At 56.9% G+C, this 23,892-nt stretch carries 27 protein-coding genes, 1 tRNA gene and 1 pseudogene; 14 read left to right on the top strand and 15 right to left on the bottom strand.

Annotated elements, in window-relative coordinates; all coding sequences use genetic code 11:
* The first annotated feature begins 7 nt into the window (after positions 1–7).
* The 5 genes from pheT to PSH65_RS20265 all read left to right on the top strand — a co-directional run bounded on the left by pheT (position 8) and on the right by PSH65_RS20265 (position 3,858).
* Positions 8–2,389 carry a phenylalanine--tRNA ligase subunit beta gene (pheT, locus tag PSH65_RS20285; RefSeq protein ID WP_305422049.1) on the top strand — a complete coding sequence of 794 codons (2,382 nt, stop codon included), beginning with the start codon at positions 8–10 and terminating at the stop codon, positions 2,387–2,389.
* Positions 2,390–2,392: 3 nt separating this feature from the next.
* Positions 2,393–2,695 carry an integration host factor subunit alpha gene (ihfA, locus tag PSH65_RS20280; RefSeq protein WP_002553164.1) on the top strand — a complete coding sequence of 101 codons (303 nt, stop codon included), beginning with the start codon at positions 2,393–2,395 and terminating at the stop codon, positions 2,693–2,695.
* Positions 2,676–3,032 (top strand): MerR family transcriptional regulator, encoded by a 357-nt coding sequence (locus PSH65_RS20275; protein ID WP_003179985.1) that lies wholly within the window; start codon positions 2,676–2,678, stop codon positions 3,030–3,032. Before ihfA ends, PSH65_RS20275 begins: the two co-directional genes overlap by 20 nt.
* An 89-nt stretch (positions 3,033–3,121) precedes the next feature.
* Positions 3,122–3,198 (top strand) — tRNA-Pro (locus PSH65_RS20270).
* Positions 3,199–3,339: 141 nt separating this feature from the next.
* Positions 3,340–3,858, top strand: coding sequence for a hypothetical protein (locus PSH65_RS20265; protein WP_305422048.1), 519 nt, complete (start codon positions 3,340–3,342; stop codon positions 3,856–3,858).
* A 76-nt stretch (positions 3,859–3,934) separates the two neighbouring features.
* On the opposite strand, the gene PSH65_RS20260 is transcribed toward PSH65_RS20265, so the two are convergent.
* Positions 3,935–4,195, bottom strand: a complete 261-nt coding sequence (locus PSH65_RS20260; RefSeq protein ID WP_305422047.1) for a hypothetical protein — start codon at positions 4,193–4,195, stop codon at positions 3,935–3,937.
* Positions 4,196–4,299: 104 nt separating this feature from the next.
* Here PSH65_RS20260 and PSH65_RS20255 point away from each other — a divergent pair, with 104 nt between their 5' ends.
* The 3 genes from PSH65_RS20255 (at position 4,300) to PSH65_RS20245 (ending at position 5,507) form a co-directional block, all read left to right on the top strand.
* The gene (locus PSH65_RS20255; RefSeq protein ID WP_305422046.1) at positions 4,300–4,452 is read left to right on the top strand and encodes a hypothetical protein; all 153 of its coding nucleotides are present in this window, start codon (positions 4,300–4,302) and stop codon (positions 4,450–4,452) included.
* Between the two features lie 83 nt (positions 4,453–4,535).
* Complete coding sequence (locus PSH65_RS20250; RefSeq protein WP_305422045.1) at positions 4,536–5,060, top strand: hypothetical protein; 525 nt, start codon at positions 4,536–4,538, stop codon at positions 5,058–5,060.
* A 120-nt stretch (positions 5,061–5,180) separates the two neighbouring features.
* Positions 5,181–5,507: a hypothetical protein gene (locus PSH65_RS20245; RefSeq protein WP_305422044.1), complete on the top strand. Its 327-nt coding sequence runs from the start codon at positions 5,181–5,183 to the stop codon at positions 5,505–5,507.
* A gap of 933 nt (positions 5,508–6,440) precedes the next feature.
* Here PSH65_RS20245 and PSH65_RS20240 read toward each other — a convergent pair.
* The 8 genes and pseudogenes from PSH65_RS20240 to PSH65_RS20205 all read right to left on the bottom strand — a co-directional run bounded on the left by PSH65_RS20240 (position 6,441) and on the right by PSH65_RS20205 (position 12,885).
* On the bottom strand, positions 6,441–6,803 hold the full coding sequence (locus PSH65_RS20240) for a hypothetical protein (RefSeq protein WP_305422043.1): 363 nt from the start codon (positions 6,801–6,803) through the stop codon (positions 6,441–6,443).
* Positions 6,804–7,285: 482 nt separating this feature from the next.
* Positions 7,286–7,492 (bottom strand): annotated as a pseudogene (locus PSH65_RS20235) (hypothetical protein).
* Positions 7,493–7,561: 69 nt separating this feature from the next.
* On the bottom strand, positions 7,562–8,470 hold the full coding sequence (locus tag PSH65_RS20230) for a MurR/RpiR family transcriptional regulator (RefSeq protein ID WP_305422042.1): 909 nt from the start codon (positions 8,468–8,470) through the stop codon (positions 7,562–7,564).
* A 240-nt stretch (positions 8,471–8,710) separates the two neighbouring features.
* Positions 8,711–9,475, bottom strand: a complete 765-nt coding sequence (locus PSH65_RS20225) for an ABC transporter ATP-binding protein (RefSeq protein ID WP_305422041.1) — start codon at positions 9,473–9,475, stop codon at positions 8,711–8,713.
* An 18-nt stretch (positions 9,476–9,493) separates the two neighbouring features.
* Positions 9,494–10,606, bottom strand: a complete 1,113-nt coding sequence (locus PSH65_RS20220) for a succinylglutamate desuccinylase/aspartoacylase family protein (protein WP_305422039.1) — start codon at positions 10,604–10,606, stop codon at positions 9,494–9,496.
* An 8-nt stretch (positions 10,607–10,614) separates the two neighbouring features.
* On the bottom strand, positions 10,615–11,313 hold the full coding sequence (locus PSH65_RS20215; protein WP_305422037.1) for an ABC transporter permease: 699 nt from the start codon (positions 11,311–11,313) through the stop codon (positions 10,615–10,617).
* Positions 11,314–11,327: 14 nt separating this feature from the next.
* Complete coding sequence (locus tag PSH65_RS20210; RefSeq protein WP_305422035.1) at positions 11,328–12,017, bottom strand: ABC transporter permease; 690 nt, start codon at positions 12,015–12,017, stop codon at positions 11,328–11,330.
* Positions 12,018–12,108: 91 nt separating this feature from the next.
* Entirely contained in the window at positions 12,109–12,885 is a 777-nt protein-coding gene (locus tag PSH65_RS20205; protein ID WP_305422034.1) for an ABC transporter substrate-binding protein, read from the bottom strand.
* A gap of 538 nt (positions 12,886–13,423) precedes the next feature.
* On the opposite strand from PSH65_RS20205, the gene PSH65_RS20200 reads away from it, so the two are divergent.
* Both PSH65_RS20200 and PSH65_RS20195 read left to right on the top strand, forming a co-directional pair.
* The gene (locus PSH65_RS20200; protein WP_305422033.1) at positions 13,424–13,846 is read left to right on the top strand and encodes an RDD family protein; all 423 of its coding nucleotides are present in this window, start codon (positions 13,424–13,426) and stop codon (positions 13,844–13,846) included.
* Between the two features lie 42 nt (positions 13,847–13,888).
* A complete protein-coding gene (locus PSH65_RS20195; RefSeq protein WP_305422032.1) occupies positions 13,889–14,275 on the top strand; it encodes a hypothetical protein in 387 nt (128 codons plus the stop codon).
* An 82-nt stretch (positions 14,276–14,357) separates the two neighbouring features.
* Here the strand turns inward: PSH65_RS20195 and PSH65_RS20190 are convergent, their stop codons facing one another.
* A complete protein-coding gene (locus tag PSH65_RS20190) occupies positions 14,358–14,900 on the bottom strand; it encodes a DinB family protein (protein WP_305422031.1) in 543 nt (180 codons plus the stop codon).
* A gap of 313 nt (positions 14,901–15,213) precedes the next feature.
* Between PSH65_RS20190 and PSH65_RS20185 the strand changes: the two genes are divergently transcribed.
* Positions 15,214–15,789, top strand: a complete 576-nt coding sequence (locus PSH65_RS20185; RefSeq protein ID WP_305422029.1) for a hypothetical protein — start codon at positions 15,214–15,216, stop codon at positions 15,787–15,789.
* A 96-nt stretch (positions 15,790–15,885) separates the two neighbouring features.
* Here PSH65_RS20185 and PSH65_RS20180 read toward each other — a convergent pair whose 3' ends face one another.
* The 5 genes from PSH65_RS20180 to PSH65_RS20160 form a co-directional block, all read right to left on the bottom strand.
* Positions 15,886–16,227, bottom strand: coding sequence for a hypothetical protein (locus tag PSH65_RS20180; RefSeq protein WP_305422027.1), 342 nt, complete (start codon positions 16,225–16,227; stop codon positions 15,886–15,888).
* Positions 16,228–16,313: 86 nt separating this feature from the next.
* A complete protein-coding gene (locus PSH65_RS20175) occupies positions 16,314–16,559 on the bottom strand; it encodes a hypothetical protein (RefSeq protein ID WP_305422026.1) in 246 nt (81 codons plus the stop codon).
* 56 nt (positions 16,560–16,615) lie between these two features.
* Positions 16,616–17,881, bottom strand: coding sequence for a nitrate/nitrite transporter (locus PSH65_RS20170; RefSeq protein ID WP_305422025.1), 1,266 nt, complete (start codon positions 17,879–17,881; stop codon positions 16,616–16,618).
* A gap of 38 nt (positions 17,882–17,919) precedes the next feature.
* Positions 17,920–18,990 carry a sugar phosphate isomerase/epimerase gene (locus PSH65_RS20165; protein ID WP_305422024.1) on the bottom strand — a complete coding sequence of 357 codons (1,071 nt, stop codon included), beginning with the start codon at positions 18,988–18,990 and terminating at the stop codon, positions 17,920–17,922.
* A 111-nt stretch (positions 18,991–19,101) separates the two neighbouring features.
* Positions 19,102–20,604: a PLP-dependent aminotransferase family protein gene (locus PSH65_RS20160; RefSeq protein WP_305422023.1), complete on the bottom strand. Its 1,503-nt coding sequence runs from the start codon at positions 20,602–20,604 to the stop codon at positions 19,102–19,104.
* 235 nt (positions 20,605–20,839) lie between these two features.
* On the opposite strand from PSH65_RS20160, the gene PSH65_RS20155 reads away from it, so the two are divergent.
* The 3 genes from PSH65_RS20155 (at position 20,840) to PSH65_RS20145 (ending at position 23,823) form a co-directional block, all read left to right on the top strand.
* On the top strand, positions 20,840–21,820 hold the full coding sequence (locus PSH65_RS20155) for a quinone oxidoreductase (protein ID WP_305422021.1): 981 nt from the start codon (positions 20,840–20,842) through the stop codon (positions 21,818–21,820).
* Between the two features lie 14 nt (positions 21,821–21,834).
* Positions 21,835–22,683: a TauD/TfdA family dioxygenase gene (locus PSH65_RS20150; RefSeq protein ID WP_305422019.1), complete on the top strand. Its 849-nt coding sequence runs from the start codon at positions 21,835–21,837 to the stop codon at positions 22,681–22,683.
* Between the two features lie 87 nt (positions 22,684–22,770).
* Positions 22,771–23,823, top strand: a complete 1,053-nt coding sequence (locus PSH65_RS20145; protein ID WP_038980143.1) for a 3-keto-5-aminohexanoate cleavage protein — start codon at positions 22,771–22,773, stop codon at positions 23,821–23,823.
* Positions 23,824–23,892 lie beyond the last annotated feature (69 nt).

Below are 23,892 nucleotides of genomic sequence, written 5' to 3'. Positions count from 1 at the left end.
GAGCAGGATGAAATTCAGTGAACAATGGCTGCGTGGCTGGGTAAGCCCGCAGGTAAATCGCGACGAGCTGGTTGCTCGTCTGTCGATGGCCGGTCTTGAGGTCGATAGCGTTACGCCGGCCGCCGGTGAATTCAGTGGCGTGGTGGTGGGCGAGGTGCTGAGCACCGAGCAGCACCCGGACGCCGACAAGCTGCGCGTTTGCCAGGTCAGCAGTGGCACGGAGACCTTCCAGGTTGTGTGCGGCGCGCCAAACGTGCGCCCGGGCCTGAAGATCCCGTTCGCCATGATCGGTGCCGAACTGCCGGGCGACTTCAAAATCAAGAAAGCCAAGCTGCGTGGCGTTGAATCCAACGGCATGCTGTGTTCCCAGGCCGAGCTGCAAATTGGCGAAGGCAACGATGGCCTGATGGAATTGCCGGCCGATGCGCCGGTCGGTCAGGACATTCGTGAATACCTGAACCTGGAAGACGCCAGCATCGAGGTCGACCTGACCCCGAACCGCGGCGACTGCCTGTCCCTGGCCGGTCTGGCCCGCGAAGTCGGTGCGCTTTACGCCGCCCCGGTGGTGCGTCCGGCAATTGCCAGCGTTCCTGCCGTGCACGACGAAGCGCGCTCGATTGAAGTGCTGGCGCCAAATGCTTGCCCGCGTTACCTGGGTCGCGTGATCCGTAACGTTGACCTGTCCAAGCCTACGCCGCTGTGGATGGTTGAGCGCCTGCGTCGCGCCGACGTGCGCAGCATCGACGCCGCCGTCGACATCACCAACTACGTGATGCTGGAACTGGGTCAACCGCTGCACGCATTCGATCTCGCAGAAATCAATGGCGGCATCCGCGTGCGCATGGCCGAAGATGGCGAGAAGCTGGTGCTTCTCGACGGTCAGGAAGTCAGCCTGCGTAGCGATACGCTGGTGATCGCCGACCACACCCGCGCCTTGGCTATCGCCGGCGTCATGGGTGGCGAGCATAGCGGCGTCAACACCGCGATCACTCGCGATATTTTCCTGGAAAGCGCGTTCTTCGACCAGATTGCCGTCGCTGGCAAGGCTCGTTCCTACGGCCTGCACACCGATGCCTCGCACCGCTACGAGCGTGGCGTGGACTGGAAGCTGGCCCGTGAAGCCATGGAGCGCGCCACTGGCCTGCTGCTGGAAATCACCGGTGGCGAAGCGGGTCCGATCATCGAGACCGTTAGCGAACAGCACCTGCCGTCGATCGCACCGATCACTCTGCGTGCCCAGCGCATCACCCAAATGCTGGGCATGGAAATGGATTCGGCCGAAGTCGAGCGTCTGCTCAGCGCCTTGGGCCTGACCATTTCTGCCGATGGGGCAGGGCAGTGGCGCGTTGAAGTGCCAAGCTTCCGTTTCGATATCAGCCTGGAAGTCGACCTGATCGAAGAGCTGGCCCGTCTGTACGGTTACAACCGTCTGCCGGTTCGCTACCCGCAAGCCCGTCTGGCGCCGCAAGCCAAGGCTGAAGCGCGCAGCGATCTGCCTGAGCTGCGTCGTCTGCTGGTGGCTCGTGGTTATCAGGAAGCGATTACTTACAGCTTCATCGATCCGAAACAGTTCGAGTTGTTTAATCCGGGTGTCGAGCCGCTGCTGCTGGCCAATCCGATTTCCAACGACATGGCTGCCATGCGTTCGTCCCTGTGGCCTGGCCTGGTCAAGGCGCTTCAGCACAACCTGAACCGTCAACAAGATCGCGTCCGCCTGTTCGAAAGCGGCCTGCGCTTCGTCGGTCAGCTGGAAGGCCTGAAGCAAGAGCCGATGCTGGCGGGTGTGGTGTGCGGTAGCCGTCTGCCGGAAGGCTGGGCACAAGGTCGCGATGTCGTGGATTTCTTCGACGTCAAAGCCGATGTGGAAGCGGTACTGGGCTTCGCCGGCGCACTGGACTCGTTCACGTTCGTGCCGGGCAAACACCCGGCATTGCACCCGGGTCAAACCGCGCGCATCGAACGTGAAGGCCGTTTGGTAGGTTTCGTTGGCGCGATCCACCCTGAATTGTCGAAAACCCTCGGTCTCGACCGTCCGGTCTTCGTATTCGAGCTGGTTCTGGCCGAAGTGGCGTTGGGCAAAATGCCTAAATTCCAGGAGTTATCGCGCTTTCCTGAAGTGCGTCGTGACCTTGCACTGCTGGCGGACAAAGACGTTGCGGCCGCTGCCGTACTGGACGTAATCCGTGAAAATGCAGGTGAATGGCTGACAGACCTCAGGCTATTTGACGTGTATCAGGGTAAAGGTATTGATCCGCATAGAAAAAGCCTTGCAGTTGGCTTGACCTGGCAGCATCCATCGCGCACTCTTAATGACGATGAGGTGAATACCACGACGCAAAACATCCTCACCTCGCTCGAACAAAGGTTGAACGCCACGTTAAGGAAGTGACGTATGGGGGCTTTGACGAAAGCTGAGATGGCGGAACGTCTGTATGAAGAGCTGGGCCTGAACAAGCGGGAGGCCAAGGAATTGGTCGAACTGTTTTTTGAAGAAATCAGGCACGCTCTTGAAGACAACGAACAAGTCAAATTGTCCGGTTTCGGCAATTTCGACCTTCGGGACAAACGCCAGCGGCCTGGCCGCAATCCGAAAACGGGAGAAGAAATCCCGATCACGGCTCGCCGTGTGGTCACCTTTCGTCCAGGGCAGAAGTTGAAGGCCCGAGTTGAGGCTTATGCTGGAACCAAGTCATAACGACGAACTACCCGTCATCCCGGGCAAACGCTACTTCACCATTGGTGAAGTCAGCGAGCTATGTGCCGTAAAACCGCACGTACTGCGCTACTGGGAGCAGGAGTTTCCTCAACTCAACCCCGTCAAACGCCGCGGAAACCGCCGGTATTATCAGCGCCAGGACGTGCTGATGATCCGGCAGATCCGCGCGCTTCTTTACGATCAGGGGTTTACCATCGGCGGCGCACGCTTGCGTTTGTCCGGCGATGAGGCCAAAGACGACACCACCCAATACAAACAAATGATCCGCCAGATGATCGCCGAGCTCGAAGATGTTCTGGTGGTACTCAAAAAATAAATTCCTGCTTTTAAATACTTCCAGTTTTCAAAAGCTTGCGATATATTCTTGAGCGTTCCTCGAGATGAGGGACAAAATCAACGCCTAGTCGGGGCGTAGCGCAGTCCGGTAGCGCACTAGCATGGGGTGCTAGGGGTCGAGTGTTCGAATCACTCCGTCCCGACCATATTTTTCAATGACTTAGGTCGGCAGTGAAAGCGCCGGCCTTTTTCATTTATGAATTTACCCCACCTTTTACCCCACCGAAAAAATTGCCCCGCCAGCAGAGCGTACAGCGGGTGGGTGTCTATTTGATTCCTTGCTAGTAATGAGCAGTCTCGTTCGCGTGCACGATAGCGTTTCCGGGTTGGCGATTAAGCAACGCTTTTCCTATCGTTCGAGTGTTGTCGGTTCTGAGCTTTTTGCCTATCTGGGACGTTGCTGCTTTGCTGAAGAAGTCTTTGTGAGCGATAGTGCGGGTCGATGCCTCGTCCAGCCTCTGGCAGATCCGCTTCAGCTTCTTGGTGAACGACTCGCGGGTAGCGCTTTTCGAGTGCGGTCATGCTCTCAGCTGGCTGAGTGCGCCGGGTTCTATGTGATTTCAGCAAAAATTCTTGAGGCTCAGAAACCGGAATTAGCTGAGCGGAGTAGCAAAGCCGCGGATAGTGCCTTGGATTACTCGAAAGCTCTCACCAGCGAGAAGCTGACTCGCGCCAGAACAGAAATGGCAATCAAGTCGATGATGAAAGATATCGATAATGACGCTGCGAACTATTCGATCCTCCTAAACAAATACGCTGACCAATGCGGCGAAGCTGTTTCTGACCCGGTTAAACGAATGGAATAATGGAACAAAAAGCAGGACTGATCATCCTGCACTCTCCATCGATACCAGATTATGGGCATTCAGCGTCGGCGGATTGTCATGGCCTGGGCAGCCGCCGCCGGCGAAATCGAAACCCTCGCACGGGCCCGAACGGCAGAACTTCTTTCCCTTGGGCCAGCGCCTCAAGCAGGTGATCTTTCGCCTCGTCTGCGGTGCACTCACGGCCACCTTCGAAGCGGAACATGCCTTTGAGCTGGCGCTTACTGACGTCCCGCAGCGCACCGCGAACGCTCAAGTGAATGTGGAAGGTGCGACCGTTCGGGCCGAATGGATCAGCCGGTGTGTTTTCTGTGGGCATGGGGCGTCCTATGCCGGGTCATGCCCGAGCGGTGGAGTGATTGATGCTTTACCTCTTCGATTCCGGACTAACATGAGGTCTCACCTGATGCTGGAGTTACAGCAATGACCGTGAAATTCGTTTGCCAAAAATTCGGCCATGGCACTGAGGTCGATATGCATTACGACAAGGGCATCGACGCGCAAGTCTTCACATGCAATGGGTGTGGAGCCCGGCATTTGCAGATTGATGAAACGAAGGCGCCCGGCGCGCCGTAGAGATGCGCTTTCGATTCGCGCGATTCGTCAAAGTGGGTGTCTTTGTGTTCGACCCGGAATTGGGCCGGAGGGAGGGGGCAGTAGTGGATGCGCCAATGTGGGCAAATTTAATAGCCGGACTTGCTTTTTTGGTATCCGTCGTTGCGGCTGTTTTCTCTTGGCGGTCAGCAGCTCAGGCAAAGCGGGCAAATAATCTCGCAGTCCATCAATATCAAAGGGAGTTGCATCAAGCATTCTATGAAGTTCGTAACCTTTTTGTGACTCATCATTGGTCCACGCAGCAGATTGAGCTGATTCCCTTCGAATTTAGCTTTCAAAACTCTCACCTGTACGTCAGCGCAGCACTTTCCAAAAAATTGCTGAGTTTTTACGATGAGTGTTTTCAAGTTGAGGATTTACATCACCGTTTGGATATGCAGCGCGATTACTCCAGAATGTGTGTTAATGATCCGGTGCCCCTCGACGCAGATGTCCTAGGAGATTTTCATGCCGTTGCAAAACGATCCGAGGCTAAAGCGAGAGAAGATTTAACGGAGTGCGTGGAAAGAGCATTGAACCTTGCTGAGGAGGTTGAGACTCTATTCAAAATAGAACTCAAGCTGAAATAAGCCCCGCTCGTAGTCGGCTCAGGCGCCGCCCTCCGTGACCGGATGCGCAGCGTGGGGTGGTGGCAATTTGGTTTGGCTTGGGGTATTACAGGTGAAAGGTCGAAGCCAGAGGAGTCAGCAGTGGAACAAGTAACGGACAAAGACGCAGATGACGCAATCGAACTGCTCAATCGCTTTTTGCGCGACTCACTGGACGTAAATGCCCGTGAGGTGCCTGATATTGATCATGTGAAGCTGGCAGTCGATGCTTTAATACTCTGGAACAACTTTGACCAAAGCGATTACGAAATTCAGCGATTGATCCGAGTTTTGAATTCCAAAAAAGCAATCTCTTTTGCTGAACTAAATACCCAATTGAAGCCATTTGCTGAATGGACTTCTGAGCTTAGATCTTACGAGAACGCTCGCGCGGCATTCGTCGGCCCATTCCCTGACGATCCATTTTGAATCACGTTTGTGCAGCGTAAGCATTAAGGTTCTATGCCGGTCTTGGCGAAATCCTCAAGCTGTCGCGACCACTTTTCCTTAACAATGATTTCAGGTCGCGACATGCTGGCGAAGCGGGCGGGCTCTTCAGTGGTGGCTGAGGCAAGGTTGATCGGGAATGTCGACGCCGTCTCCTGTCACTCCTCGAAGTCGTGGCGTTCACCCAGCACTTCAAGTGCGTCAGCCAGCGCCTTCGACACAATCAGCGACCGCTTCTCGGCGCCGATCCGTTCCAACAGCGCTTTCTCCAGATGGGATTAATAAGGTGTTGGTGTAATAGGCTTTGTACCCATACGCCGTTATGCGGACCTTGCAAGGAATTGATGTTTGGGCTGCAATGAGTGGGTTGATTACGTCATAGCTATTTAGATCAAGTTGGGTTCCATCCCGATTGGTATGATAAAAAACAAGATCTGCTAGAAAGGTATGGTTGGTTTCGTTTTTTCTCTCTGAGGTCACTCGTCCCTCTGCTTTTACGTTGATGGAATGGTCCACCGAGAAGTCCAAGTCATTATCTAGAGAACAGGTCAACATCGGCGTTAATTGGTTGGCGTTTTCGTAGGTGTTGAAGGCGTTCAATAAATCGATATTTGACGTGAAAATGATTGTGTAAAGATTATTTGGTCCAGGCCCAAAAGACGACAGTGTCAGGTCGGCTGGCGGGATACTTGCTGTTTTTGCGCAAGCGGTGCATAGGAGTATCGATGCGTAAATGAGACTGCGATGTAGGGTCATTGGCCAAAAATACATCGCTAGCCCGCTGCTTGCATAGGTAGGTCCGACCCGACATGTAACTCTACGGGTGCAGAGTGTCTGTATACGGATCGGGGCGACGCTGATTTTGAGAATATTCCCTGTGGCGATGGTATGCGCCCTCGCCACAGGGCACGACGATTACTCCTTCAATTCGACGTGATCCAGTGCCTGGTTCACCGCCAGTTCACCGAGCATGACCACTTGCGCAATGCCCAGCAGGGTCTTGCGATGTGAGGTTTCCAGCAGCGCCGCGAAATTGTTGAGCATGACGGTAGCCGAGCCGAGTGTTTCGCTGGCGTTGGCCAGTAGGGATTCGGTGTTGTACTTCGGGTTGGCGAGGTACATGGGCTCGGGTTCGTTGGTGGAGGCCATGATCTGAGCGGCCGGGTTGAGGTAGTGGTCGAGGGCGAGCTCGGCGGCTTCGTGGAGCTTTTTTGAATCGAGGGATTCGTAGGGGGATGTCGGGTCTGTGATCGGCGGATTGGGTGTAGGTTTGAACATAGATAAAACTCCTCATGCCATAAGTAAGGAGCCATCCAACCTCGCTACCAAACGATGGGTGGCGGCCATGCGCAGGTTGGTAGACCGGGACATGAGGAGACCGGCGCACCCGAAGGTGCCCTGTGCATGACCACCATAAAGCCGAGACGAAAAAACGCCGCGAATGGTGATGCTGTGCAAATCTCATGTACGGGCTACCAAACCCGATCACTGTTTTTCAGTGACCAGGAAACAATAAAACCTGTACCCAAAGCGCACAAGCCGGCGGATTCTGGCGCAGGCGTAGGCAACGACGCAAGGCGTTGTAGCCTCGATGAAGTAACACCGGGTGTACTTAAACGCGCAGCTAAACATCTATGGGTAAGATCTTTTTCGGACCCGCCCGTCTGTGGGCTCGCCGACTTGCTTGCTGTTCGTTAGCGTCGATCCCAACTGGGTTATTCGCCCAGCCCTCATCTCAACCGCTGATTGACTCATGCGTCTTAATGAAGAGTCGAAGTCCTTCGACTCTCTCCAATCCTGATCCGATCAAGCGCCCGGTTTAGTGCGTCCAAGGCATCAAGCAGGGTTTTCGCCTCAGCTTCCCGGCCATCACCTCAAAGGCGTTCTGCCATTTTGTTCAGGGCTTGGATGGAGCGCTCAATTTCAGCGGCAGTCGCTACTTTGCTTTCCAGCTGTTTCTTCAGCATTGAGTAACCTGCCTTCAGTTGCTAGCCCAAGAGTATCGGCCACCAGGGAGAACTACCCCTCGTCAGCCATCACTTCTTCGGCGATTTACCACTGGCAGGAATATGCAAATAAGACATCACACTTTCAGTCAGTTCGGTCGCCAGTTTGACGGCTTCTTTATTGCGCGCCATCACGCCCGCCACCAATCCTTCGATCAAGGCGAGCACGGCGATGTTGGAGCTGGTCATTACCGGATGGTCGGCGGGGGCAAACAGCACATGTTCGGCAATGCTGGTGAGCGGCGATGCGGGTGAGTCGGTGATCGCCAGCACTGAGGCGCCGCGCTCATTGGCGAAACGTGCGAGTTGCAGGGTGTCGAGGGAATAGCGCGGCAGGGAGATCGCCAGCAACACATCCTGATCGGTGATGGCGGCCAGGCGGTAAGCGGCGTTTTCGTTGCCGCCCTCCATGCTAATGGCGGTGGCGTCCGCACAGAAGGGCATCAGCGTCGAGGCGGCGAGGCCGGCGAAGTAGACGCTGTTACCAAAGCCCAGGATGTAAATTTTGCGCGCTTCGATCAGGCGGGTGACGAACGCTTCAAAGGTGTCGGCATGGTTGTTGGTGGCTGCCGTGGCGAGGTTGCTGGTGGCGCTCTGGAGTTGCTCATGCAGGCCAAATGCGCCGTCAGGACGATGCGCCAGTTCGTTGCGCAGTTTGTCGACTGGCGACACCATTTGCTGCAACGTCGCGACCAGTTCGGCCTTCATGCCGGTGTAGCCACCCAGGTTCAGCGCTTTGGCCAAACGATTGACCGCGGCGGGCGAGGTGGCTGTTTCATGAGCCATTTCTTCAATAGTCAGCGTCGCGGCCCTTAGCGGGTGACGCAGGATAAAATCCGCCACTTTGCGCAGTGAAGGCTGTAGATCGGAAACGATTTCCGCCAGTTTGCGCATCACCGGCGCGGCATAGACCGTGGTGTTTTTCGAAGGGGTCGGCATGTCCGGCTCTACAGTTCCTGAGGGTTGGAGATGGGCTGGGGGCGTGCGCATAACCTGTAGGAGCGGGCTTGCCCGCGAAGCGAACACCGCGGTTTATCAGGCATTGCGCGTTATCGTTCTTCGCGGGCAAGCCTCGCTCCCACAGGGTTTTGCGCGCGGGCATAAGTTGGCTGGAGTGTATCCGAAGCCGCCCTTTGGTGTGCAGTGCTGAACCCGGGGGCGGTGAGCGGGCGGGCAGGACTATTTCAAGCTGCCGGCCAGAAACTGCCGAAGCCGCTCGGACTGTGGCTTGACCAGCACTTCACGCGGGTTGCCGCGCTCTTCAACCAGGCCCTTGTGCAGGAACACCAGCTGGTTCGAAACCTCGCGGGCAAAGCCCATTTCGTGGGTCACGACCACCATGGTGCGGCCTTCGAGTGCGAGGTCCTGCATGACTTTAAGCACTTCGCCGACCAGCTCGGGGTCGAGGGCTGAGGTCGGTTCATCGAACAGCATCACTTCCGGCTCCATGGCCAGTGCCCGGGCAATCGCCACACGCTGTTGTTCACCTCCCGACATATGGGCCGGCCAGGCGTCCATGCGGTGCGCCACGCCGACTTTGTTCAGGTAATGCTCGGCCTTTTCCCGCGCTTCTTTCTTGTTCATGCCCAGCACATGCACCGGAGCCTCCATGACGTTTTCAAGGGCGCTCATGTGCGACCAGAGGTTGAAGTGCTGAAACACCATCGATAGCCGCGAACGCATGCGTTGTAACTGTTTGGGCTCGGCAGCCTTGAGCCCGCCGAGTTTGTTGGTCACCAGTTTGAGCTGTTCGCCATTGAGCACGATGTTGCCGGCGTTGGGCTGCTCCAGCAGGTTGATGCAACGCAGGAAGGTGCTTTTGCCGGAACCGCTGGAGCCGATGATGCTGATGACGTCACCGGCCTTCGCCTCCAGGGACACGCCCTTGAGCACTTCGTGGCTGCCGTAGCTTTTGTGAAGATCCTGAATTTCAAGTTTGTACATGGTTTCAACTCTCCGGAATCAGTCGCTGAGCAAACGGCCTTGGCGAATAGGGGTACGGCCGGCCACTTTGGCCAGCCACAAACCGGGCTGGGCAAAGCGAAGGCGTTCACGGGCATAGAGGATGCCGTCGGTGCTGGCATGCACCACGCTGTGGTGATCGGTCAGCGGATCGATGACTTCGAACAGCGGATCGCCGACCTTGACGCGGGCACCCAACGGTTGCAGATAACTCACCACCCCCGGGTGCGGCGCATAGGCGTACTGCGTACCGGCGAAGGGTGTCGCTTCACAACGGCTGGGTGGCGCGGCAGGCCAGTCACCGCTGATCAGGCCTTGCTCGGCGAGATAGCCGAGAATGGCCTGCGCGCTCTCGACGCATTGCTCGCGTTCGGTGTCAGCCATGCCGCGCAATTCGATCGTGGTGGCCACACACGCCAGCGGAATATTGGCTTCAGGAAAGCGTTCGGCCAGGTGCAGCCAAGGGATTGCGCAGGCTTCATCGAAGGCGTTGCCTCCCGCGGCCTCGGCCAGCAGGGCAACGCCAGCGCCCAGGCGCGCGGCCAATGAGCGCAAGCGTGGCCAGTTTTGCGGCATGGCATACAGCAGCATGATCGACTCGAAGTCGCAGTGCAGGTCCAGCACCACATCGGCATCGCAGGCATGTTGCAGTAACAGGCGGCGCAGGCCATCGAGTTCCGATGTCGGGGCCGGCATGTCGGTGAGGACATCGCTCATGGCGCGACGGATCAGCGCGATGTTGATGTCTGGATCGTCTCCCAGTTGACCTTCCAGCATCGGCGCCACGGCTTCGGCCAGCTCCGGAAAATCACGATTGAAGTTCTTTCCGCTGGAGAATTCGAAGCGACCTTGATGGGTGGCCTGGAACATCTGGGCGATGCCGATCGGATTGGCCATCGGCACCAGTTCGATCACCCCGGTCAAGCGGCCTTGTTCTTCGAGTTCATGCAGACGGCGCTTGAGTTCGACGGCGACGCGCATCCCCGGCAGCTCGTCGGCATGCAGGGAGGCCTGGATGTAGGCCTTGCGCGGCCCGCTGCCAAAACGAAACAGCGACAGCCGTCGTTCTGTGCCCGAGGCGCTCCACGGCAAGCGGTATTGAATGTGCTTCATAAAACTCCTTAGTGCTTGCGCGGTGCCAGATAGGCCAGCCAGCGGCGCTCGGCCAGCTTGAACAGACGAACCAGGATGAAGGTCAGGGCCAGGTAGATAAGGCCGGCGGTGATGAACGCCTCGAATGGCAGATAGAACCGCGAACTGACCGTACGAGCGGCTCCGGTGATGTCGACCAGGGTGACGATCGACGCCAGGCTGGTGGTCTGCAGCATCATCAACACTTCGTTGCTGTATTGCGGCAGCGCCCGGCGCAAGGCCGACGGCAGGAGGATGCGGCGGTACAAGGCAAAGCGCGACATGCCCATGGCCTTGGCGGCTTCGATCTCGCCGTGGGCCGTGGCCTTCAAACTGCCGGCCAGCAGTTCCGCGCTATAGGCGCTGGTGTTGATCGCGAAGGCCAGGCAAGCACAAAAGGTGGCGCTGGACAGGTAAGGCCAGAGCGCGCTTTGGCGTACCGCTTCGAATTGCGCCAAGCCGTAGTAGATCAGGAACAATTGCACCAGCATCGGGGTGCCGCGTATCACGTAGGTGTAGAGCCAGGCCGGGAAGTTGATCAGCGGCGATCGGGATACACGCATCAGCGCCAAAGGAATCGCCAACACCAGGCCAACGGCCAGGGAAATCAGCAGGACTTTGAGGGTCAACAAGGCGCCATTGAAGTACAGCGGCAGGTTTTCCCAGATCAGGTTGTAGTCGAGAATCATGGGTGTGCTCCCAGTCACAGTTCGGCGGCTTTGACGCCGACCGAGTAGTGTTTTTCCAGATAGCGCAGCACCAGCAATGACACGCTGGTCAGCATCAGGTAGAGCGCGGCCACCGCGAGGAAAAACGTGAACGGCTCATGGGTTGCGTCCGCTGCGTTTTTGGCTTTGAACATCATGTCCTGCAAACCGATCACCGAGATCAGCGCGGTGGATTTGGTCAGCACCAACCAGTTGTTGGTGAACCCCGGAATGGCGAAACGAATCATCTGCGGCACCAGAATCCGCCAGAACACCTGCGCGCCACTCATCCCATAAGCCACGCCGGCCTCGCCCTGACCTTTAGGGATCGCCATAAAGGCACCGCGAAAGGTCTCCGAGAGATAGGCACCGAAAATGAAGCCCATGGTGCAGACGCCGGCGATAAAGGGGTTGATGTCGATGTAGCGGGTGTAACCGAGTGCGAGGGCAATGCGGTTCACCAGATCCTGGCCGCCGTAGAAGATCAGCAGGATCAACACCAGGTCAGGAATACCGCGAATCAGCGTTGTATAACCTTCGCCCAGTAGCGCCAGCCATTTAAACGGCGACAAACGAAAGGCGGCGCCGATCAGGCCCAGGGCAATCGCCATGGTCATGGAGGTCAGGGCCAGATGAATGGTCAGCCAGGCGCCATCGAGAATGCTCGATCCGTAGCCGTGAAGCATGATGAAGTTCCTCAAGCGAGCGCCGGGAAGCGCGCGAGACAAGCCAAAAATGGCACCCGCAAAGGCCGGCGCCAGGGTTTCGGGTAACGGCTTATTCGCCGTAGATATTGAAGGCGAAGTACTTGGCCATCACTTGCTGGTACGTGCCATTGGCGCGGATGGCGTCAATGGCGGCACTCAGGCGTGCAACGTTCGCACTGTCGCCTTTGCGCACCGCGATCCCGGCGCCTTTGCCGAAGTATTTCGGGTCGTTGATGTCCGGCCCCACCAGAGCGAAACCTTTACCTATTGGCGTTTTGATAAAGCTCTCATCGGTGTTGACGATGTCGGCGAGCGTGGCGTCCAGGCGACCTGATGCCAGATCGAGGAAGGCTTCATTTTGTGAGGAGTAGCGCACCACTTCGACGCCGACTTGCGCCAGCTGCTCGGTGGCGAAACGGTCGTAGGTCGAGGCGCGTTGCACGCCGACTTTCTTGCCTTTGAGATCGACCAGCGGGTCGTTGATCACGTTGCCGGTCTTCATCGCGAACTTGCCCGGCGTGTGGTAGTACTTTTTGCTGAAGTCGACCGACTTCATACGGTCTTCAGTGATCGACATCGACGACAGTACCGCATCGATCTTGCGCACTTTCAGCGACGGGATCATGCCGTCGAATTCCTGGATGACCCATTCGCATTTGACCTTCATCTCTGCGCACAGAGCGTTGCCGATGTCGTAATCGAAACCACTGACATTGCCCTCCGGCGTCTTGAAGGAGAAGGGCGGGTAGGCGGCTTCGATGCCGATACGCAGGCTGTCGTCGTCGGCGTGTGCCAGCAAGCTTGCGGCGCACAGTGCCAGGGCACCTAGAAGTTCTGTCTTGTTCATATTGTTGACTCCTTGGATGGGCTTTTGGGGGGTACGGGGTCTGCCGTCCGATCTGGCGAAGTGGACTGTCCTGATAATTTGCGAGGGTATAAATGACATAAAATATTTCACAAATCAACAGTGTGAAAATAAACATATCAACGCGGAGCGCGGATTCATGGCCGTACCTGGTCATGGGCGGCGAAGGTGTGGCGTTAGCTTTTGGCTCAGAGTGGCAGGGAGAAGAGGTAGATCTTCAGCATGATCGCGGGGGAAGCAGGCTAGTCAGTTTGTCTCTGTCATCTGTCCAGAGCACCGCGCACGTTTTCCGCGACATCGGCCGATTCGCGCTGATTGACCCAGTTCGACAGCTCCAGGATGGCGGCTTCGAACGCGGCCAGAGCCGTTACATACCTCAGCCCAATCGGCGGATGGATCGGCTAGCAAGTAGATGCTGTGGTGGAGATTAGGCGAGCAACGCTTTGTGAAATGACGTAATTCAATGTTGCTAACGTGGTGCCGATACTCCTGTATCCATATACCAACGGAGTGACAACGCATGGAAATCAGCAGCACTCAAAGCAAGTATCAGAAGCCCAATAACCTGGCTGGACTGGGACGTCGGTGGGGAGGACAAATGATTGACTCTATAACCACCCTCTTTCTGTTCTACGCCGTAGGGCTAGCAGCCGAGTTTGTTGGTTTACCGCCAAGCGTGGTCGGCATTCTGGCTTTAGGCTCAGGTGTGGCGTATTACCTGTTTTCCGATGCAATGCCGAACGGTCAAAGCTTGGGTAAAAAGCTGCTGGGGATGTCAGTGATTGATGAGCAGAGCTACCTTAACTGCAATCTTTATCAATCTTTTATGCGCAACATCACCACGCCGTTTCTGAACATTTTTGACTGGATATTTATTTTCTTTGGCTCACGAAAACGGCTTGGTGACATGCTCGCATCTACGATCGTGATCCGATCCAAGTAAAGATAAATACTACGGTCCCCACTTTCAGGGCGAGGAAGAATCATGCGGGTTTTGGTGGGAGTAGTAGGCGTTCCAGCTTTGGCATTGATGCTTCTATCTTCGAATGCTGGAGCGGAAACAATCAGGATTTCAGGGGTGCCGGGCGGGTGCGAGCAGCCTGCTTTGACGGCAGCTTACATAATGCATGGCAGGCAGTACGAGCTTCCCATTGAAGAGACCAAGTCGCTCATCGCCGACTACGATCCGGTTAAAGATGAAACAGGACTGACCAAGACAATGTTCTCTGCTGCTGAGCTTTATCCAGTGGAGGAAACAAAGGAGGGCAAGGAAGCCTCAGTGAAGCAGTTTTCCACTTTTTTTCGGGTCTTGTGCTTTGATGCTCATAGAAAGATGCAGCAGGCAAATCAAAAGCAGGGGAGCGAACAATGAACATGCGGATTTTGATAGGGGTGGTGGCCTGAAACTCCGCATGTCCTGATGTGAAAAGACCCAGTCTAATGTTGCGGTTTTGCTAAGTGCGTGACTCGGATGGAATCAAAACGACTAGATCCGTATCGCCTACGTCGACACCCGCCTGCGAAAGCAGAGTTGTAACTTGGCCGCGATGATGGGTCTGATGGTTAAAAAAATGCATGACCAGGCTGTAAAAATCCTTATCGGACACTACACCCTTCATGTTTGCATAATTGAAGGGGCCATCTAAATCGGACTCCGTAATGGATTGAGCCCATTTAATGATTATTCGGTCGAGCCATTCTCGATACGCTGAGAACTCTCGAATATTAGAGAACAACCATTGATCGAGGCTTTTCGGATCAGGAAGCTGCCTCACCGGCTCCAGTGCCAAGTGGTTCGTTGGGTGCTTGGCAAATCGCTTCAGCCAGATCGTATCTCCGACTGCTAAGTGGTTCAGAGTTCCGAGAATAGAGCCAAAAAAAGCTTTCCGGTCTGCCGATAGCTCTTCATCGGACAAGCCCTTGGCTGCTGCATAGACCTTGGCGCTCATCCACTCGTTATAGGTCGCCATCAGACAGATATGGCTAGTGCGGCTCATTGTGTTCATCCTTTGAATAGATATTTGATAAGCGATCCACGCTCATCCAAAAGCCCAGTCTAGTGCTGGGCTTTTGTGTTTCTGGCAGCTGCATAAAACCTGGGCGGGCCAGGCTGGATTTTAGCAGAGACGGTGTCCACATCGTTTGATGCGGCGGCTGGCCTTCAAAATTTCATCCACTCGAGTTGAGGTGCTGCTTCCAGATGGATGGCTGAGCATGTAACTTGTTGATACAAATATGAATCTGTATCATTTAGTTTCAAATCAAGGGTGCGAGGGAGTGCATTGCCCATATAAAAATAAGGTCCAGGTAATGCTCAAAATGCTACTCGTGTATGGTCATCTGATTGCCACCTGTATTGCTCTGGGGAGGGTGTTACAGGCGGATCAAAAGCTATGGAGCTGGCGCAAGGATGTGTTGAGTGAGTTTCAGCGTGAGTATCTCGACGAGACTCAAAAAATTGTCATGCTCGCGTTATTGGCTCTTTGGGGAAGTGGCTTGCTGCTGGTGCTTCAGGGTTACCTCTATGAGGGGAGCGCGTATCTGCTCAATCAAAAGCTCTGGGCCAAGGTGAGTGTTGTCGCGCTGCTTAGCCTCAATGGCGCCTTGTTGCATCGGATCGGTTTTCCGCTGCTGCAGAAGGCCCCCTTTGTCTCGTTACACAACTCCGCCCGCACTCGCCTTGCTCTCTTGGGCGCTCTCTCTATGAGCGGTTGGTTATTTGCCGCTTTCCTGGGGGTAGCTCGTGCGTGGAACAACCTACTGCCTTACTTGCATGTGATGGGGGCTTTTGCCGTGTTCTCGTTGCTTGCTTGTGTAGTGGCGCTGATAGTCGCCAGTGCAGCGGGCGCCAGGGGAGATGAATGGTCACGTACTGGTAGCAAGTGAAGCCAGGTGGCGCCGGACGTTGAACTACGAGCACTCTTCGCGCGGCGAGATGCGCAGGGCCAGGTAGAGCGCAGGAAGATTCAGGTTGCGATGCCTCTATACCCGAATTCCTGCTCCACCCTGTGCAGCTTGCAGTGCTCGCTCCTCGGTCAGCGGCATGAAAACTGGCTCTGTGCCGCTGGCGTGCAGGTAAAGGAAGTAGTGCCCGGCATCATCTAGCACTACCCGGTACAGCTCCGATGACCGGTAGATGTCTCCGATTGAAATGCTTTCTTTGAGGATTTCGAACGACCTGACCCCATGCTGTCGCATTGTGGTTTCAAAGGCTTCGTAAAGACCTTCTCTCCGGCGTCGGTTGTTTCGAGCATTCAGGTTAAAAGAAACCACCATCAGCACAGCAAAAACGAGAAGGACTAACACGGCTGCGCTTGTTCGCATGTGTGGAACTCCATTCAGAGGTGAGGGGAGTTTAGTCGCTCTCAATAGGCGAACAATGTGCCGCAGCCAAGTGCGGCACGGGCGGATCAAGAGGTTGAATACTCGATATACAGCCTTTCGAGCGCCTCTTTGTACTTATCTCCCTTTAATGTTTTTTTCAGCACGGCCAGGGCTTCGAGCGCTGAAGCCGCAGCCAGCGCCTCGTTTTCTCCCCGGTAGGCGGCGCGCAGCCTGGCTGCTTCAATTATCGATTCTTCAGTCGTTGGCATGTTATTGCCCTCGAAGTATTGAATCTCACTGATAGTCGCAACCCTCAACGATTTCAAGCCCAAGGTGAGAGCTCCACCGTAAGGCCTTGGCCTGTTCAGTAAAGGCGACGATTACCCGATCAGCTTTGCGCCGCGCTAACCGCACCGATTGCCGTGGATTTATTCTGAACGGTCTTGTACAGCAGGCTGGACACCATGAATCCAAGAATGGCCAACAGACTCATCAAGCTGAAGACGTAGTTGTAGCCTTGCTGACCCGGGAAATGATCGAGGATTGCGCCGTAGATGACGTAAGCGAACATGCCCGGTGCGTAGCCGATCAGGCAGCCGATACCGAAGGCTGAACCGGTGATGTGCGAAGGGATGCCGACTTCACCCATGGGCGCCCAGAACACGCCTCGCATGGAAAATACAATCAGCGCGAAGGACAGTGTGGCTGCCATGCCCGCATAGATAAAACCCGGGCTTTTCGGGATCAGCAGGATGACGCCCATCAGCGGCAGCAAGGCCAGGAATGCCCACTTCAAATAGCGGCTGGTGCTCTTGAACTGCTTGTCGGCAATGAAACCACCGGCGGGGCCGCCGAGGATCTTGAGGAAGTACTGATTGATGATGCCGTAGGCGCCCACCAGTGCCACGGGCAGCCCGTACATTTCCTTGAGGTAGGGAATGAAATAGGTCAGGCCACAGTAGACGATGTAGACCATGAATACGTTGAGGCTGACCAGCCAGATGCCCGGCACCTTGATGGCTTCGAGCAGGTTCGACAAACCGTTCTTCGGCTTGGCAAGCGTCTGCGCGCTGCCGCCCTTGAGCAGGAACCAGGTCAGGGTTCCGGCAAGAATGTCGATGACCGAGTAGAAGAGGATTGCCGATTTCAGACCGGTTTCACCGGCGCCCATGGCGACGAAAACGCCCAGCGCCGAAAAAGCCACAAGCGTATCAATGACGCCACGCCCACCTTCCAACAGTCCAAACAACCGACCCTGTTCCTGATCGTCACCCAGATTGCGGATGGCCTTGAGCAGCGAGGGCCAGAAGATGCAATCGGCGCAGACGGCCAACAGGCTGAACACGATCAGCAGATTACTGAAAGGCGGAAAGGTCGCCAGATACAGCCCCAGGCCGCCGGTACCGATCAGGCCGATGGGGATCAGTTTGCGCGTGTCGTAGCGATCGGCAAGCAGGCCGCCGACGACAAACAGTGCGGTGGCGATGATGGCGTTGGCGCTCAACAGCATGCCGATTTCAGTGTGGCTCAAGCCCATGAATTCTTGCATGGGGATGTAGAAGGCGTCTTTGAGGTTCGCCAGTTTGTAGATGGTGCCACCACCGAGGATGAGAATCAGGAATCTGAGCCATTTGGCCTTGTCACGAGTTGTCATTATTGTTCTCCAGGCGTAATCGAGAAGTAACGTCAGGTTCAGGCGTTTTCGCGGGGGGCGAGGGTCAGTTCAGCCAGGGTTCGGAACTCGGCCAGCAGGCCTCGCACATACGCGACCTGGTTGTTCGCCCAACGGTGTTCGTCGGCGAGCATTCGTTCGAGCGAGTAGCCGTCCGGGAGTGGTGTGTCACTCATGTCCCGGTACGCAATGAACGGATCGGCAGCCTCAGAGGTCTGGCGGAACGCCGGGGCGACGTAGTGGTTTTCCTGCTCAAGAATGAACGCGATCACTTGCGGGGTTGAGTCGCCGAGCATCAACAGTTCGAACAACATGCGGGCGCTTGGCAGGTCGTCTTCGTCGCTGCCCTGGAGCACGCCGTAATGGCCGAAGCCGTTGTGCTCGGGGACGATACGCACACCCTTGAGGTGGGTCTGGCGTATGTGCGGCGCGAGGGTCCGCAGCGCCGGTAGTGGCTGTTCGCACGCATTGATCATGTTGCCGAAGTCGAACAAGGCATGCAGCCGTGGGTGGTTCAGCCGGCTCAGCAGTTGCGCGATCTCGGCGCTCTTGAGTTCCTCATGCTGCTCGAAGTCGAAGAACAGGTCGTGCTCGTCTGCCTGCTGCGCGAGGTAATGCAGGTCTGACTCGATTACGTCCATGACCCGGGACAGCGTCCCCTCATAACGTGAGTAAACGCGGATGTTGCGGACCGCAAGCGCTCTGGCAATGGCGATCACCTGATCGACATCTTTTTTCAGTGTGCTGCTGATTTCCAGGTGCACATCCAGTCCGAGTGCATTGGCCTTGTCGGCAAACACCTGCAACTGCGCGGGTGTCATTTGACTCAGGCTGTTTTCCTCGCCGTCGAGCAAATGCAGGCTCAGACCCTGCAGCTCGTGGCGATAGGCGAAGTCCAGCAGGTCGGCAGGCGTGACGCGGCCGTGGGTGAGGTTGGTCAGCAAGGGATAGGCATGCGCAAACAAGCGCATCTGCCCAAGGCGGTCGAGCAGTTGGCGGGCCAGTGCTTCAGTCAGTAAGGGAGGTGTTCCGGCCTCGGCAGCCTTGTGGCTGAGCAAGGCATTGAATCGCTCTTGGATCTTATTGTTCATTCGAGTCGTTCCTGGTCAGACGCCGGGTCTACCGGCGCAGCCTTTATCGCGCCAGTCAGGAACTCTCGATAGATCCATTATCAGTTAAATCATAAGACCACTTGCCTTGCTTCAAGTGGCCTGCAGGTACCCCATTTTGCTCAAGGCCCGCGCCAGCGCCTCGACGCGTTCTTGCGCCTGGCCCTCAGGCGTACCGGCGAAACCGATGAGCAGGGCAGGTGGCAAAACATGCTCAAGGCAGTAGTCGCTCAGGGCATAGGTGTGGATGTTGTGCCGGGCCAGTTCCCTGGCGATCACGCCGTCATCAAGCGTGGGTGGCAGCCAAGCGATCAAGTGCATGCCGGCTTCCACCGGGGTGATGTTGAAGAAGCCGCCCAGCTGTTGCTGAAGTTGCTCGAGCAGTGCTTGCTGGCGAGCCTGGTACAGCGCACGCATGCGGCGAATATGGCCGATGAAGTGGCCTTCGCGCATGAAGTCCGCCGTTGTCGCCTGGAGAATCGTGGGCGGGCTGCGATCCATGACCGCGCGCAGGGTACAGAAGGGTTCGACCAGGGCTTGCGGCAAAATCACATAGCCCAGTCTTAGTGAGGGGAAGAGCACTTTGCTGAAGGTGCCAATGTAGATCACTCGAGCCATCCGGTCCATGGCGTAGAGCGCGGGGAGGAGGCGGCCGCTGTAGCGAAACTCACTGTCGCAATCGTCCTCGATGATCCAGCTTTGATACTGCGCGGCCCAGTCGATGAGTGCCTGTCGCCGCGCATAACTCATGGTCACGCCCAAGGGATGCTGGCGAGAAGGCGTGGTAAACACCAAGCGGGCGTCAGGGCACTCGGCCAGGCCTTGCTGAATATCTATTCCTTGTTCATCGATCCGCAACGGGACCACCTGAGCCCCCTGGGCCTGCAACGCAATGCGCGCCGCGATGTGTCCTGGGTCTTCCATCCACACGCTGTCCTGCGGATTGAGCAACAGCATGCCCAACAGGTTGAAGGCTTGCTGGGCCCCTGAAACGATCACCACCTGCTCGGCACTGCAATCGATGCCACGGGCATCAAAGACGTACTCGGCAATCGTCGTGCGCAAGGCCTGTAACCCTTGCAGTTCGCCATAGCCAAGCATGGCCTTGGTCGGCTTGAGCAGGTGGCGGTTCATCAAACGCCGCCACACCGCGAGCGGGAACGCGTCGTAGGTGCTGTGGCTGGGCAGAAATGAGGTGGGGGTCGCTGGGTCCCAATCGGTATAGGAAACCCCGCGAAAGTGACTACTGCGCAACGACAGCATGGACTGGCTCAGGTCGGACAGGCGCGGTGGCTGGCGCTGCTCTTCGTCGGCAATCCCTCGGCTCTCCCACTCATTGCCGACATAGGTGCCCGCCCCGGTGCGCGAGGCCAGGAAACCTTCGGCAATCAGCTGATCGAATGCATTGAGAATGGTGATCCGCGACAGCGCCAATTCTTTGCTCAGGGTTCGCGTCGACGGCAGGCGCACCCCCCCTTGCATTTTTCCGCTGAGAATCTGTTTGCGAATCTGCAAATAGAGTTGGCGGTACAGGGGAATGGCGCTGGCACGGTCCAGCTCAATAGCCGACAGCAGCAAACCTGCAGGGGATTTCATCACATGCTCGTCTGGAGGGGAGGTGGTTTGACCTGGAACACCATCATACCGAGGTGCGCAGGGTATCGAGAGGCACTGGATTAGTCATCCACTACAGGCGTGAGGCAACGTGCATTGTCATGAAATGAAAAGCCATTGTCGTCTGATGAGAAGCGACTCGCCAGACGGCGCCCTACAGTCCAATCAGCGCAATTCGACGCAGCACGCCCAACTTGAGACTGGAGAATAAGAAAAAATGGCCAAAGCCGTACGCTTCTACGAAACCGGTGGTCCCGAAGTCCTTCGTTATGAAGAGGTCGACGTCGGCGATCCCGGTCCAGGCCAGGTTCGTCTGCGCCATGTGGCGGTTGGCCTGAACTATGCCGATACCTATTTTCGCAATGGCACCTACCCGATCCCGATGCCCAATGGCATGGGGGTCGAAGCTTCGGGTGTGGTCCAGGCCATCGGCGAAGGGGTGACCAATGTACAAGTGGGTGATCGCGTCACCTACACCGGTTTTCTCAATACATTGGGTGCCTACAGCACCGAGCGTCTGATCCCGGCCGCGCCGCTGATCAAGCTGCCGGAAACGATCAGTTTCGAGACCGCCGCGGCCATGACCATGCGCGGCCTGACGTCCTCGTACCTGATGCGGCGTATTTACGACTTCAAGCCCGGCGACAGCATTCTGCTGCATGCCGCTGCCGGTGGTGTAGGCCTGATTGTTTCGCAGTGGGCCAAGCTGCTCGGTCTGAATGTCATTGGCACCGTGTCCACCGAGGCCAAGGGTGAAATTGCCCGGGCTCATGGCTGCGAGCATGTCATCAACTACAGCCATGAAGACGTCGCCCAGCGCGTTCGCGAGTTGACGGACGGCGTGGGGGTCAACGTGGTGTTCGACAGTGTCGGCAAGAACACCTTCATGGGCTCCCTGGATTCGCTCAAGCGTCGCGGTTTGATGGTGTGCGTCGGCACGGCATCCGGTCCGATTCCGGCCTTTGATCCGGTCCTGCTGGCGATGAAGGGTTCGCTGTTCATGACGCGTCCGGCCCTGGCCGATTACATCGCCAACCCGACGGAAAAAGCCGTGTTGGCGGGCGAGTTGTTCGACCTGGTCGGCAGCGGTCGGATCAAGATCGAGATCAACCAGCACTATGCTTTGCAGGATGCCGTGCAGGCCCATCGCGACCTGGAATCACGCAAGACCACGGGCTCATCGATTTTCGTCATTTAAGGGAGTTGTCTGCCATGAAAGTCGAACAATTGACCTGCAGCATTGGCGCGGAGCTGGTGGGCGTCAACCTTGCCGACGCGGTGCATGACGACGGTCTTTTTGCCGAGATTCGTGCTCAGCTGCTCAAGCATCGGGTGGTGTTCCTGCGTGATCAGGACATCACTCGCGCCGAGCATGTGGCATTCGCCCGGCGCTTTGGCGAACTGGAGGATCATCCGGTGGCCGGCAGTGATCCGGATCATCCAGGGCTGGTGCGCATCTACAAGCGGCCGGACCAGCCGATGGACCGCTACGAAAACGCCTGGCACACCGACGCGACCTGGCGCGAGGCGCCGCCGATGGGCTGCGTGCTGCGCTGCGTAGAGTGCCCTCCGGTGGGCGGCGACACCATGTGGGCCAACATGGTCGAGGCCTATGCGCGCTTGCCGGAAGACGTGAAGGTGAAGATCGCCGACCTGCGCGCGCGCCATAGTATCGAAGCGAGTTTCGGTGCCGCCATGCCGATCGAAAAGCGTCTGGCGCTCAAGGCGATGTACCCGGATGCCGAGCACCCGGTGGTGCGCACCCACCCGGAAACCGGGGAGAAGGTGCTGTTCGTCAACGCCTTTACCACCCACTTGAGCAACTACCACACCCCCGATCGGGTGCGCTTCGGCCAGGACGCCAACCCGGGGGCAAGTGAGCTGCTGCGCTACCTGATCAGCCAGGCCTACATCCCCGAGTATCAGGTGCGCTGGCGCTGGAAACCCAACAGCATCGCCATCTGGGACAACCGCAGTACCCAGCACTACGCCGTCATGGATTACCCGCCGTGCCATCGCAAGATGGAACGCGCCGGGATCATCGGCGACAAGACTTACTGATCGACCGCCGCTGCATTCGCTCTCGTAGACACGCCTGCCCGGCACGATCCCGGGTGGGCGCAACAATCATAAGAACAGGAGTAACTCATGCAATTCTTCGACGATTCCCTGCACCCGGAAAACATGGAAAAAGTAGTGATCACCGTGGCCCCGTATGGCCCCGAGTGGATGCCGGAAGACTTCCCCGAGGACATCCCGCTGACCATGGACGAGCAGGTGCAGAAGGCGGTTGATTGTTATGAGGCGGGTGCCACGGTATTGCACCTGCACGTGCGTGAATTGGACGGTAAGGGTTCCAAGCGTCTGTCCAAGTTCAACGAGTTGATCGCCGGCGTGCGTGAAGCCGTGCCGGACATGATCATCCAGGTCGGTGGTTCGATTTCCTTCGCCCCGGAAAGCGATGGTGAAGCGGCCAAGTGGCTGTCTGACGATACGCGCCACATGCTGGCCGAGCTGACGCCAAAACCGGATCAGGTCACGGTGGCCATCAACACCACCCAGATGAACATCATGGAGCTGCTGTATCCGGAATACCTGGAAGGCACGTCCCTGGCCAATCCTGCCTATCAGGCGGCCTACAGCGAGATGACCGTACCGGCGGGCCCGGCCTGGGTCGCCGAGCACCTTAAGCGTCTGATGGACAACGGCATCCAGCCGCACTTCCAGCTGACTGGCATGCATGCCATGGAAACCCTTGAGCGTCTGGTGCGCAAAGGCGTCTACAAGGGCCCGTTGAACCTGACGTGGATCGGTATCGGCGGCGGTTTCGATGGCCCCAATCCGTTTAACTTCTTCAACTTCATCCATCGCGCGCCAGACGGTTGCACCTTGACCTCCGAGTCGCTGCTCAAGAACGTCATGCCGTTCAACACCATGTCGATGGCCATGGGTATGCACCCGCGTGTGGGCAATGAAGACACTATCATTGATCACAAGGGCGATCGTTTCGGCTCAGTTGCGCAGATCAAGCAAACCGTACGCATCGCCCATGAACTGGGTCGCGAAATCGCCACGGGCAAAGAAGCCCGCGAGATCTATCGCATCGGCGTGCAGTACCAAAGCATCGAAGAAACCTTGCTGGCCAATGGCATGGCCCCCAACCGCAAGGCCGGGCAGAAAGGTGTGCCGCAACGCGGCTGATCGGCAGGCGAAGCGGGCGGTCAATGGCCTCCCGCTCGCTGCACTGCAACACGCTTGATAACAACAATA

Source organism: Pseudomonas sp. FP603, assembly GCF_030687415.1.
GTDB classification, from domain to species: Bacteria; Pseudomonadota; Gammaproteobacteria; order Pseudomonadales; family Pseudomonadaceae; genus Aquipseudomonas; species Aquipseudomonas wuhanensis.
Note: the sequence above shows the minus strand (reverse complement) of the source record. Positions and strands in the feature narration are given on the sequence as shown.

Excerpts from the sequence above, each read along its gene's own strand:
- PSH65_RS20210 (WP_305422035.1), bottom strand. The coding sequence starts at position 12,017 with ATGCTTCACGGCTACGGATCGAGCATTCTCGATGGCGCCTGGCTGACC.
- PSH65_RS20260 (WP_305422047.1), bottom strand. The coding sequence starts at position 4,195 with ATGCCCACAGAAAACACACCGGCTGATCCATTCGGCCCGAACGGTCGC.
- PSH65_RS20205 (WP_305422034.1), bottom strand. The coding sequence starts at position 12,885 with ATGAACAAGACAGAACTTCTAGGTGCCCTGGCACTGTGCGCCGCAAGC.
- PSH65_RS20225 (WP_305422041.1), bottom strand. The coding sequence starts at position 9,475 with ATGTACAAACTTGAAATTCAGGATCTTCACAAAAGCTACGGCAGCCAC.
- PSH65_RS20155 (WP_305422021.1), top strand. The coding sequence starts at position 20,840 with ATGGCCAAAGCCGTACGCTTCTACGAAACCGGTGGTCCCGAAGTCCTT.
- PSH65_RS20190 (WP_305422031.1), bottom strand. The coding sequence starts at position 14,900 with ATGAGCCGCACTAGCCATATCTGTCTGATGGCGACCTATAACGAGTGG.
- PSH65_RS20195 (WP_305422032.1), top strand. The coding sequence starts at position 13,889 with ATGCGGGTTTTGGTGGGAGTAGTAGGCGTTCCAGCTTTGGCATTGATG.
- PSH65_RS20180 (WP_305422027.1), bottom strand. The coding sequence starts at position 16,227 with ATGCGAACAAGCGCAGCCGTGTTAGTCCTTCTCGTTTTTGCTGTGCTG.
- PSH65_RS20170 (WP_305422025.1), bottom strand. The coding sequence starts at position 17,881 with ATGACAACTCGTGACAAGGCCAAATGGCTCAGATTCCTGATTCTCATC.
- PSH65_RS20145 (WP_038980143.1), top strand. The coding sequence starts at position 22,771 with ATGCAATTCTTCGACGATTCCCTGCACCCGGAAAACATGGAAAAAGTA.
- pheT (WP_305422049.1), top strand. The coding sequence starts at position 8 with ATGAAATTCAGTGAACAATGGCTGCGTGGCTGGGTAAGCCCGCAGGTA.
- PSH65_RS20160 (WP_305422023.1), bottom strand. The coding sequence starts at position 20,604 with ATGAAATCCCCTGCAGGTTTGCTGCTGTCGGCTATTGAGCTGGACCGT.
- PSH65_RS20215 (WP_305422037.1), bottom strand. The coding sequence starts at position 11,313 with ATGATTCTCGACTACAACCTGATCTGGGAAAACCTGCCGCTGTACTTC.
- PSH65_RS20220 (WP_305422039.1), bottom strand. The coding sequence starts at position 10,606 with ATGAAGCACATTCAATACCGCTTGCCGTGGAGCGCCTCGGGCACAGAA.
- ihfA (WP_002553164.1), top strand. The coding sequence starts at position 2,393 with ATGGGGGCTTTGACGAAAGCTGAGATGGCGGAACGTCTGTATGAAGAG.
- PSH65_RS20150 (WP_305422019.1), top strand. The coding sequence starts at position 21,835 with ATGAAAGTCGAACAATTGACCTGCAGCATTGGCGCGGAGCTGGTGGGC.
- PSH65_RS20240 (WP_305422043.1), bottom strand. The coding sequence starts at position 6,803 with ATGTTCAAACCTACACCCAATCCGCCGATCACAGACCCGACATCCCCC.
- PSH65_RS20230 (WP_305422042.1), bottom strand. The coding sequence starts at position 8,470 with ATGCCGACCCCTTCGAAAAACACCACGGTCTATGCCGCGCCGGTGATG.
- PSH65_RS20265 (WP_305422048.1), top strand. The coding sequence starts at position 3,340 with ATGAGCAGTCTCGTTCGCGTGCACGATAGCGTTTCCGGGTTGGCGATT.
- PSH65_RS20200 (WP_305422033.1), top strand. The coding sequence starts at position 13,424 with ATGGAAATCAGCAGCACTCAAAGCAAGTATCAGAAGCCCAATAACCTG.
- PSH65_RS20185 (WP_305422029.1), top strand. The coding sequence starts at position 15,214 with ATGCTCAAAATGCTACTCGTGTATGGTCATCTGATTGCCACCTGTATT.
- PSH65_RS20165 (WP_305422024.1), bottom strand. The coding sequence starts at position 18,990 with ATGAACAATAAGATCCAAGAGCGATTCAATGCCTTGCTCAGCCACAAG.
- PSH65_RS20255 (WP_305422046.1), top strand. The coding sequence starts at position 4,300 with ATGACCGTGAAATTCGTTTGCCAAAAATTCGGCCATGGCACTGAGGTC.
- PSH65_RS20275 (WP_003179985.1), top strand. The coding sequence starts at position 2,676 with ATGCTGGAACCAAGTCATAACGACGAACTACCCGTCATCCCGGGCAAA.